We start from the raw sequence: 9,130 nt of genomic DNA on the forward strand, positions 1-9,130 counted from the left end.
GTTGGGCTGCCCTGTTGGGATGGGGTTACCGCTGCTCAGTCCGACAGACTGACGACCACGGTACCGATTTCCGGATGACTGAAACTGCTGATATGGTCCAGACGCAGGTCGCGCTGCTGGCCGTTCTGTTCGATGGTCAGATACTCAACGCGTTTCTTTTGCAGCAGGTCGATCGCCTTGGCCTCGATCACTTCTCCGTCGCGTAACTCCAGCTTCAGAATAAGTTTATGCTGACAGGCGAGTTCCAGGTTGTCGTAGTCATCGCAATTGATGGGTTGGTACTCATCATTCATCAACATAGTCGCTCACCAATAAGTTAGCGGCGGCAAAGGCCGCCTGTTCCCTAACGGAGGACGGTAGCGCGTCGTTCGCTGCGACATCGTCCAATGCCTTTAACGCACAAGCCAGCGCATCAGGCACGTAGCCAAGATCTCCACTGCCAATCTCGGCGTAAGTACGGCGTACTAACTCACAGTATTGTTGCACAGTTTCCTCCCTTAAGAACCTCTGCATCATCAAGACCGCTCTCGCGATGAGGCGCAGGCTCTCGGAGTTTTATCCTATCCTAGACGACTATAGCACAGCTGTTATGGAGTTATCAGCACCCCGACACGCCTTTCGTTCTGCGCCGAGCCGGGCTGCGCTGGCGGCGTTCGCCCCTGATCAAGTACACTGTCGCCGAATAATAACGAGGTCACCCATGGCGCTGAAAGCAACCATTTATAAAGCCGCGGTCAATATCGCTGATATGGATCGTCACTTCTATCACGACGCCACGCTGACGCTGGCGCAACACCCGTCCGAAAATGAACAGCGCATGATGCTGCGCCTGTTGGCCTGGATCTGCCATGCCGACGAGCGGCTGGTGTTCACCAAAGGGCTGAGCGCCGACGATGAGCCGGAGATCTGGCAGCGCAACGACCATAACGGGCTGGAAATGTGGATCGAGATGGGGTTGCCCGACGAGAAGCGCATTCGCAAGGCCTGCAACCAGTCGCCGCGCGTGGTGCTGTACGCCTACGGCGAGCGCGCCGCGCACGTGTGGTGGCAGGGAATGCAGGGCAAGGTGGCCGGTTACAAGAACCTGAGCGTGCGTTTCCTCGACGACGAGCAGCTGGCGCGGCTGACGGCGCTGGCCAGCCGCACCATGACGCTGCAGGCGACGCTGCAGGAGGGAACTATTTGGCTGTCCGATGCTCAGAATAGTCTGGAAATCCAGTTTGCCGAGTGGCAGCGGGCGCAGGTGTGACCGGTGCTGGAACTGTCAAGAAACGTCGCCATACCGGATAATGAGCTGGAATTGACGGCGATCCGCGCGCAGGGCGCGGGCGGCCAGCACGTGAACAAAACCTCAACGGCGATCCATTTGCGCTTTGACATCCGGGCATCCAGCCTGCCAGAGTATTATAAGGAAAGGCTGCTGGCGCTGAATCACCATTTAATTACCGCCGATGGCGTAGTGATTATCAAGGCGCAAGAGTATCGCAGTCAGGAATTGAATCGCGAAGCGGCGTTGGCCAGGCTGGTCGCTTTGATTCAGCAGGCGATGGTGGTGGAAAAAACGCGCAAGGCGACCAAGCCGACGAAAGGAGCGAAACTGCGTCGCCTGGAAGGCAAGACGCGTAAAGGCGCCACCAAGGCGCTGCGCGGAAAGGTTCGCACTTAGGAATACATGAACACAGTAGGAGAATAACTGTGAAGAAAATTACGATAGCCCTGTTCTTGGCGGCAGGCGCACTCTCGTTGTTGGGATGCAACAATCATTATCAGCCGAAGGAACAACCGCTGCAGGCGATGCCGCAGAGTTATCAAGGGGTGTTGCCTTGCGCTGATTGCGGCGCTCTGGATACGGCGCTGTTCCTGGATGAAGACGGTACTTTTGTGCTGCAGGAAACCTATCGCGGCAGCAAAGACGGCGATCAGACCTTTGCCGACTACGGCAAATGGGCGCGCACCGCGGATAAGCTGGTGCTGACCGACAGCACCGGCGAGAAACGCTACTTCCGTCCGGTGGGCAAGAGCCTGGAGATGCTGGATCGCAGCGGCGCGCCGATCGAGTCCAAGCTGAATTACCGTCTGGAGCCGGTCGAAAAGCCGTTGCCTAAAACGCCAATGGTGATGAAAGGCAGTTATACCTATATGGCGGATGCGGCGGTGTTCAAGGACTGCGCCACCGGCATCACTTTCCCGGTGGATAACAACATCGCGCTGGAGCAAGGTTACGCCAAAGCCAATAAGACTGCCGGCGAGCCGGTGTTCCTGACCTTCAACGCGCACTTCAGCGTGCAGCCGTCGATGGAAGAGGGGCAGATTGAAAAAGCGGTGGTGCCGGACGGCAAGATCGCGTTCGACCGCAGTAAAAGCTGCAGCAGCAAGTAACGCGTTTCGGATATAAAAAAACCCGCCTAGGCGGGTTTTTTTATTCTCTGGCGATCGGCGCTTAGCGTTTGATCTGGCCCAGCAGGAAATCAACGATTTCGCCGGTTTTGATCATTTGCTTCTCGCCGACGCGGCGGTTCTTGTACTCGATCTCTTCGTTATCGAGGTTACGATCGCCGATAACGATAGAGTGCGGCACGCCGATCAGTTCCATATCCGCGAACATCACGCCCGGACGCTCTTTGCGGTCATCGAGGATCACATCGATGCCGTGGGAGCGCAGGGTGTTGTACAGCTCTTCCGCCAGCGCCTGCACGCGGAATGACTTGTGCATGTTCATCGGCAGGATCGCCACCTGGAACGGCGCGATGGCGTCCGGCCAGATGATGCCGCGTTCGTCGTGGTTCTGCTCGATGGCGGCGGCCACGACGCGCGTGACCCCGATGCCGTAGCAACCCATGGTCAGCACCTGGTTGCGGCCGTCTTCACCCTGCACGGTCGCTTTCATCGCTTCCGAGTACTTGGTGCCGAGCTGGAAGATATGGCCCACTTCGATGCCGCGTTTGATCAGCAGCGTCCCCTGACCGTCCGGGCTGGCGTCGCCTTCCACCACGTTACGGATATCGGCCACCTGCGGCAGCGGCAGATCGCGCTCCCAGTTGATGCCGAAGTAGTGTTTGCCGTCAACGTTGGCGCCGGCGCCGAAATCGCTCATCGCCGCTACGCTGCGATCGGCAACTACCGGCATCGGCAGCTTGACTGGGCCAAGCGAGCCTGGGCCGGCGCCGACGATGGCGCGGATCTCTTCTTCGGTGGCGAAGGTCAGCGGCGCGGCAACCTGCGCCAGCTTCTCGGCCTTGACTTCGTTCAGTTCGTGATCGCCGCGCACCAGCAGGGCGACCAGCTTGTGGCCGCTCTCTTCGGTGGCGCGCACCATCAGCGTCTTCACGGTTTTTTCCACCGGCAGCTGGAATTGCTCGACCAGCTCGGCGATGGTTTTGGCGTTCGGCGTATCCACCAGGCGCAGCTCTTCGCTGGCTGCGGCGCGCGGCTCTGCCGGCGCGACCGCTTCCGCCAGCTCGATGTTAGCGGCGAAATCGGAACCGGTGGAGAACACGATATCGTCTTCACCGCTCTGTGCCAGCACCTGGAATTCGTGCGAGGCGCTGCCGCCGATCGAGCCGGTATCCGCCTGCACCGGGCGGAAATCCAGGCCCATGCGGCTGAAGATTTTGCTGTACGCTTCGTACATTGCGTCGTAAGTCTCCTGCAGAGACTCCTGTGAGGTGTGGAAGGAGTAGGCATCCTTCATCAGGAACTCACGGGAACGCATCACGCCGAAACGCGGGCGCACTTCATCACGGAACTTGGTCTGGATCTGGAAGAAGTTCAGCGGCAGCTGCTTGTACGAGCTGATCTCGTTGCGGATCAGATCGGTGATCACTTCTTCATGCGTCGGGCCCAGTACGAACGGACGATCGCCGCGGTCGACGAAGCGCAGCAGCTCGGGGCCGTATTGCTCCCAACGGCCGCTTTCCTGCCACAGATCGGCAGGCTGAACCACCGGCATGGAAACTTCGATCGCGTTAGCATTGTTCATTTCTTCGCGAACGATGTTTTCAACCTTTTTCAGAACGCGCAGGCCGGTCGGCAGCCAGGTGTAAAGACCGGAGGCCAGCTTGCGGATCATCCCGGCGCGCAGCATCAGCTGGTGGCTGATCACTTCGGCGTCGGCAGGTGTCTCCTTCAGTGTGGAGAGCAGATATTGGCTAGTACGCATGGTGTTTTGGTTCCGTTAGAACTGCAAATTGCATCGGGCTGCCAGAGTGGCGGCCAAAAGTGACAAAAGTGGTTTAGTTTACCAGCGCGAGCGGGTCGCCAAAAGAGAGGCGGCGGAATTTTAACGCGGGTCGAGCGCCAACACTTCGGTGTGGCCGTCCACGACGCGCCAGCGCACGTTGAAATCCAACAGCCAGACGGCGTAATCCCGTTCGATGTCCTCTCCTTTACGATAGGCGGGACGGGGGTCTTGCGCCAGCACCTGGCTGATAAAACGCCTTAATTGCGGGTAGCGCGCCTGATGTTGCTGCAGCTGTTGCTCGGCCTGCGGTGCGAAACGCACGGGCATATCGCCGGCGGGCGCGGCCTGGGCAAAGCCGGCTCGGGCCTGCGGCTGGCTCTCGGCAAACGGCAGATAAGGCTTGATGTCCACCACCGGGGTGCCGTCGACCAGGTCGAGGCTGCCCAGTTCCAGCGCCACTTCACCGTTTTTCACCCGTACGCCCTTCAGCTCAATGAGCGACATGCCGAGCGGGTTGGGGCGGAAGGTGGAGCGGGTGGCGAACACACCCATGCGGGCATTGCCGCCTAAACGCGGCGGACGCACCGTCGGGCGCCAGCCGCCTTCCATGGTTTGATGGAAAATGAACATCACCCACAGATGGCTGAAATCGCTGAGGCCGCGCACCGCTTCCGCCTGGTTGTAAGGCGGCAGCAGCAGCAGTTCACCGCCGCCGTCTTCGACCAGCCCCGGCTGGCGGGGCACGGCGAATTTCTCTTTATAGGGCGAGCGGATCACGCCGATCTGCTCGAAAACGAATTCGGTCATTTGGAGGAGACGTTAAGCGCCGAGCCCTGACAAACGGCCTGTTGATAGCAACCGGCGACGCCGCTGACAATCTGGCAGTCGTGCAGCAGCACGGCGTTGGCCTTCATGTAAGACGCACGGATTTGCATGCGTTTACGGGCGGTGGCCAGATTAGGAGGAGAGTCTTGCACGGTGGTTTGGCACGATTCGCCGGACACTTCACCCAGATCGCGGAACGGCTTGCCCACGAGCTCTTCTGCACTTTTGTACAGTTTTACCGGAGCGGGGCGGGCGGCCGGCGTGGTCTTGGCCGGAGCGGTGGTGGTCGGCTTGCTGGTGCTGCTTGTTGAGGACGGCGCGATACGCTGCGATGAACATCCGGCCAGCGCGAGCGCTAACAAACAGAGAGGTAAAACACGCATTGAGATTCCTCTGCCTTAATGAAAGTGGCGCTATTGAAGCAAGCTATGGCGGAAATAACAAGACGGGCCTTGGCCCGTCTTGCAATTATAGGAATAAAATGGGTGAATAAGCGCTTACCAGCCTTTCACCGCTCCGCCGTTGAAGATTTTGTTGGCGGCCGCGTCAACTTCGTCAGACTGATAGGCCTGAACGAATTTCTTCACGTTTTCCGCATCTTTGTTATCTTCGCGCGCAACCAGCAGGTTGACGTAAGGCGAGTCTTTATCTTCCACGAACAGACCGTCTTTCGCCGGCGTCAGGCCGATCTGGCTGGCGTAGGTGGTGTTGATCACCGCCAGCGCGATCTGCTGATCGTCCAGGGAACGCGGCAGCTGAGGCGCTTCCAGCTCAACCAACTTCAGGTTTTTCGGGTTCTCGGTCACGTCCAGCACGGTCGGCAGCAGGCCAACGCCGTCTTTCAGCTTGATCAGACCAACTTTCTGCAGCAGCAGCAGCGAACGGCCCAGGTTGGTCGGATCGTTAGGCAGCGCGATCTGCGAACCTTCTTTCAGCTCGTCCAGCGATTTGATTTTCTTGGAGTAACCAGCGATCGGGTAAACGAAGGTGTTGCCGACCGGCACCAGCTTGTAACCGCGGTCTTTGATCTGCTGATCGAGATAAGGCTTGTGCTGGAAGGCGTTCAGATCGATATCACCTTTGCTCAGCGCTTCGTTAGGCAGCACGTAGTCGTTGAAGGTGACCAGTTCAACGTCCAGACCGTATTTCTCTTTCGCCACTTTCTGCGCCACTTCAGCCACTTGCTGCTCAGCGCCGACGATCACGCCGACCTTGATGTGGTTCGGATTCTTTTCATCCTGGCCACAGCCCGCCAGAGCCAGCGTGCCGATCAGTGCGCCAATTGCCGCGATGGATTTAAATTTTAACGACATATCCCTTCCTCATTAGACTCGCATTAACATGCGGTGAAACTATTTATGGGTAACGGCTTTGACGATGCGATCGCCGCAGAATTGGATCAGATAAACCAAAACTACCAGTAATACTAATACGGTATTCATCACTGTGGCGTTATAACCGATATAACCGTATTGGTAACCGATTTGGCCCAGGCCGCCGGCGCCGACAGCGCCGCCCATGGCGGAGTAGCCCACCAGGGTGATCAGGGTGATGGTCGCGGCGTTGACCAAGCCCGGCAGGGCTTCCGGCAGCAACACTTTCTTGATGATCTGCATCGGCGTGGCGCCCATGGCGCGCGCGGCTTCCACCAGGCCGGACGGGATCTCCAGCAGGGCGTTTTCCACCATGCGCGCGATGAACGGCGCGGCGCCCACGGTCAACGGCACGATGGCCGCCTGCAGGCCGATCGAGGTGCCGACGATCATGCGGGTAAACGGAATCATCCAAACCAGCAGGATAATGAACGGAATGGAACGGAAGATGTTCACCAGCCCGGACAGGATCTTATACAGCGAATTGTTGGCGATGATCTGCCCCGGGCGGGTGACATACAGCAGCACGCCTACCGGCAGGCCGAGCACGAAACCGAAGAAGCCGGAGACAAAGGTCATCATGACGGTTTCCCACACGCCACGCGCCATCAACCACATCATTGCCTCAGACATAACCCAGAACCTCTACTTTTACCTGATTTTCTTGCAGGAACTTAATCGTCGCCAGCGCGTCTTCGTCGCTGCCGTGCAGCTCCGCCAGCATCACGCCGAATTTCACGCCGCCGGCATAATCCATCTGGGCGCTGATAATGTTGTTGTTCACGTTGAAGCGGCGAGCGGCTTCAGACAGCAGCGGCGCATCGACCGACTGACCGGTGAACTCCAGGCGCAGCAGCGGCTGGCGGTCGCCCTGACGCTCCGGCGACAGGCGCGCGGCGTAGTCGTCCGGGATATCCAGATGCAGCGTGGACTGAATGAACTGTTGGGCCAGCGGGGTTTTCGGGTGTGAGAACACTTCGCTGACGCTGTCTTTTTCAATCAACTGCCCCTGGCTGATGACCGCGACCTGGTCGCAGATGCGTTTCACCACGTCCATTTCGTGGGTGATCAACAGAATGGTCAGGCCCAGCCGGCGGTTGATGTCTTTCAGCAGCTCCAGGATGGAACGGGTGGTGGCCGGATCCAACGCGCTGGTGGCTTCGTCGCACAGTAGCACTTTGGGATTGCTGGCCAGCGCACGGGCGATCGCCACGCGCTGTTTCTGGCCGCCGGACAGATTGGCCGGATAGGCGTCGTGTTTGTCTGCCAGGCCGACCAGCTCCAGTAGTTCGGTCACGCGTTTTTTGATCTCGGCGCGCGGCGTATTGTCCAGCTCCAGCGGCAGCGCCACGTTGCCGAATACCGTGCGGGAAGAGAGCAGGTTGAAGTGCTGGAAGATCATGCCGATTTGGCGACGGGCGCGCGTCAGTTCGCTTTCCGACAGAGACGTCAGATCCTGGCCATCGACCAGCACCTGGCCGGAGGTAGGGCGCTCAAGCATGTTGGCGCAGCGGATCAGCGTGCTTTTACCGGCGCCGGAAGAGCCGATAACGCCATAGATTTGCCCGGCAGGGACGTGAAGGGTCACGTCAGAGAGCGCGGTAATGGTGCGCGAACCCTGCTGGAACACTTTAGTGATGTTAGAAAGTTTAATCATATTCTTCTTATTTTAGCGTGGTTGCCCGTGGCTAGATAAAAGTAAACCTCGGCGTGGAACCAAGGTATGGATCAGATGTTAAGGCGTCTAGACGTCTAAGTCAACGGCCAGCGACGTTCTCCGGCGTTCTCAGTGCGGGGTAAAACATGCGATACTTGTCAGCGTATTCAGCCCCTCAGGAGCAAAGCGGTGACACAAAGCGTTCCAGCAATTTTTCTCGATCGTGACGGTACGATTAACGTTGACCATGGTTATGTCCATGAAATCGACAATTTCCACTTTATTGACGGCGTAATTGACGCCTGTCGCGAACTCAAAAAGATGGGGTTCGCGCTGGTGATGGTGACAAACCAGTCGGGCATTGCGCGCGGCAAGTTCAGCGAAGACCAGTTTATGTACCTGACCGAGTGGATGGACTGGTCGCTGGCCGATCGCGACGTCGACTTCGACGGCATCTATTTCTGCCCGCATCATCCGGAGGCGGTAGTGGAAGAGTATCGTCAGGTCTGTGACTGCCGTAAACCGCAGCCGGGCATGCTGCTGCAAGCGCAGCAGGAATTGAACATCGATATGGCCGCTTCTTATATGGTGGGCGATAAACCGGAAGATATGCAGGCGGCGATCGCGGCCGGCGTCGGCACCAAGGTGCTGGTGCGTACCGGCAAGCCGGTGACGGAGCAGGGTGAAAAGCTGGCCGATTGGGTGCTAAATAGCCTGGCGGACCTGCCGGCAGCCATCAAAAAGCGGGTTTAATAGGCGTTACGCATGAATAGTGAGCGGTCAGATAAAAAATGCATATTATCGCTTGTCATTCTGAACCGGCTCCCTATAATGCGCCTCCATCGACACGGAACATGTGAACAACTTCACAGAGTATCCGGGGTCGCAGAGAAAAAATCCTGAAAATTGGGGTTGACTCTGAAAGGGGAAAGCGTAATATACGCCACCTCGAGTTAGCAAGCGAAAGCGCCTAACTCACTGCTCTTTAACAATTTATCAGACAATCTGTGTGGGCACTCCACAAGACGATATCCAGCATCTTCGGATGCAAAAAAATATCAAGTCTTGAAGAGTGACTAACTGAAGTAAAATTCA

The 9,130-nt window shown here is 57.9% G+C and carries 12 protein-coding genes; 4 read left to right on the top strand and 8 right to left on the bottom strand.

What is annotated here, in order from left to right; all coding sequences use genetic code 11:
* Nucleotides 1-35 precede the first annotated feature (35 nt).
* The gene (gene rof, locus ACJ8PN_RS21895; RefSeq protein ID WP_004931991.1) at nucleotides 36-299 is read right to left on the bottom strand and encodes a Rho-binding antiterminator; all 264 of its coding nucleotides are present in this window, start codon (nucleotides 297-299) and stop codon (nucleotides 36-38) included.
* Nucleotides 286-486, bottom strand: coding sequence for a YaeP family protein (locus ACJ8PN_RS21900; RefSeq protein ID WP_004931993.1), 201 nt, complete (start codon nucleotides 484-486; stop codon nucleotides 286-288). Before ACJ8PN_RS21900 ends, rof begins: the two co-directional genes overlap by 14 nt.
* 214 nt (nucleotides 487-700) lie before the next feature.
* On the opposite strand from ACJ8PN_RS21900, the gene ACJ8PN_RS21905 reads away from it, so the two are divergent.
* From ACJ8PN_RS21905 to nlpE, 3 genes are read left to right on the top strand one after another with little or no spacing between them, the layout of a single operon-like run.
* The gene (locus ACJ8PN_RS21905) at nucleotides 701-1,249 is read left to right on the top strand and encodes a YaeQ family protein (RefSeq protein WP_004931995.1); all 549 of its coding nucleotides are present in this window, start codon (nucleotides 701-703) and stop codon (nucleotides 1,247-1,249) included.
* Between the two features lie 3 nt (nucleotides 1,250-1,252).
* Entirely contained in the window at nucleotides 1,253-1,666 is a 414-nt protein-coding gene (gene arfB, locus ACJ8PN_RS21910; protein ID WP_004931997.1) for an alternative ribosome rescue aminoacyl-tRNA hydrolase ArfB, read from the top strand.
* Nucleotides 1,667-1,695: 29 nt separating this feature from the next.
* Nucleotides 1,696-2,379 carry an envelope stress response activation lipoprotein NlpE gene (gene nlpE / locus ACJ8PN_RS21915; RefSeq protein WP_442535221.1) on the top strand — a complete coding sequence of 228 codons (684 nt, stop codon included), beginning with the start codon at nucleotides 1,696-1,698 and terminating at the stop codon, nucleotides 2,377-2,379.
* 61 nt (nucleotides 2,380-2,440) lie between these two features.
* On the opposite strand, the gene proS is transcribed toward nlpE, so the two are convergent.
* The 6 genes from proS to metN form a co-directional block, all read right to left on the bottom strand.
* Complete coding sequence (gene proS / locus ACJ8PN_RS21920) at nucleotides 2,441-4,159, bottom strand: proline--tRNA ligase (protein ID WP_074055982.1); 1,719 nt, start codon at nucleotides 4,157-4,159, stop codon at nucleotides 2,441-2,443.
* Between the two features lie 120 nt (nucleotides 4,160-4,279).
* Nucleotides 4,280-4,987 carry a tRNA (N6-threonylcarbamoyladenosine(37)-N6)-methyltransferase TrmO gene (gene tsaA / locus ACJ8PN_RS21925; RefSeq protein WP_004932003.1) on the bottom strand — a complete coding sequence of 236 codons (708 nt, stop codon included), beginning with the start codon at nucleotides 4,985-4,987 and terminating at the stop codon, nucleotides 4,280-4,282.
* The gene (rcsF, locus tag ACJ8PN_RS21930) at nucleotides 4,984-5,388 is read right to left on the bottom strand and encodes an Rcs stress response system protein RcsF (protein WP_004932006.1); all 405 of its coding nucleotides are present in this window, start codon (nucleotides 5,386-5,388) and stop codon (nucleotides 4,984-4,986) included. The genes tsaA and rcsF overlap by 4 nt, the downstream gene beginning before the upstream one ends.
* A 114-nt stretch (nucleotides 5,389-5,502) precedes the next feature.
* Nucleotides 5,503-6,318 carry a MetQ/NlpA family lipoprotein gene (locus tag ACJ8PN_RS21935; protein ID WP_004932008.1) on the bottom strand — a complete coding sequence of 272 codons (816 nt, stop codon included), beginning with the start codon at nucleotides 6,316-6,318 and terminating at the stop codon, nucleotides 5,503-5,505.
* A 39-nt stretch (nucleotides 6,319-6,357) separates the two neighbouring features.
* The gene (locus tag ACJ8PN_RS21940) at nucleotides 6,358-7,011 is read right to left on the bottom strand and encodes a methionine ABC transporter permease MetI (RefSeq protein WP_004932010.1); all 654 of its coding nucleotides are present in this window, start codon (nucleotides 7,009-7,011) and stop codon (nucleotides 6,358-6,360) included.
* A complete protein-coding gene (metN, locus tag ACJ8PN_RS21945) occupies nucleotides 7,004-8,035 on the bottom strand; it encodes a methionine ABC transporter ATP-binding protein MetN (RefSeq protein ID WP_004932012.1) in 1,032 nt (343 codons plus the stop codon). The genes ACJ8PN_RS21940 and metN overlap by 8 nt, the downstream gene beginning before the upstream one ends.
* A 189-nt stretch (nucleotides 8,036-8,224) precedes the next feature.
* Between metN and gmhB the strand changes: the two genes are divergently transcribed.
* The gene (gmhB, locus tag ACJ8PN_RS21950) at nucleotides 8,225-8,788 is read left to right on the top strand and encodes a D-glycero-beta-D-manno-heptose 1,7-bisphosphate 7-phosphatase (protein WP_015378880.1); all 564 of its coding nucleotides are present in this window, start codon (nucleotides 8,225-8,227) and stop codon (nucleotides 8,786-8,788) included.
* The last annotated feature ends 342 nt before the right edge of the window (nucleotides 8,789-9,130 follow it).

This window comes from Serratia sp. CY76391, assembly GCF_052166695.1.
Classification (GTDB): domain Bacteria; phylum Pseudomonadota; class Gammaproteobacteria; order Enterobacterales; family Enterobacteriaceae; genus Serratia; species Serratia nematodiphila.

Excerpts from the sequence above, each read along its gene's own strand:
- rof (WP_004931991.1), bottom strand. The coding sequence starts at position 299 with ATGTTGATGAATGATGAGTACCAACCCATCAATTGCGATGACTACGAC.
- ACJ8PN_RS21940 (WP_004932010.1), bottom strand. The coding sequence starts at position 7,011 with ATGTCTGAGGCAATGATGTGGTTGATGGCGCGTGGCGTGTGGGAAACC.
- proS (WP_074055982.1), bottom strand. The coding sequence starts at position 4,159 with ATGCGTACTAGCCAATATCTGCTCTCCACACTGAAGGAGACACCTGCC.
- metN (WP_004932012.1), bottom strand. The coding sequence starts at position 8,035 with ATGATTAAACTTTCTAACATCACTAAAGTGTTCCAGCAGGGTTCGCGC.
- tsaA (WP_004932003.1), bottom strand. The coding sequence starts at position 4,987 with ATGACCGAATTCGTTTTCGAGCAGATCGGCGTGATCCGCTCGCCCTAT.
- rcsF (WP_004932006.1), bottom strand. The coding sequence starts at position 5,388 with ATGCGTGTTTTACCTCTCTGTTTGTTAGCGCTCGCGCTGGCCGGATGT.
- ACJ8PN_RS21935 (WP_004932008.1), bottom strand. The coding sequence starts at position 6,318 with ATGTCGTTAAAATTTAAATCCATCGCGGCAATTGGCGCACTGATCGGC.
- ACJ8PN_RS21905 (WP_004931995.1), top strand. The coding sequence starts at position 701 with ATGGCGCTGAAAGCAACCATTTATAAAGCCGCGGTCAATATCGCTGAT.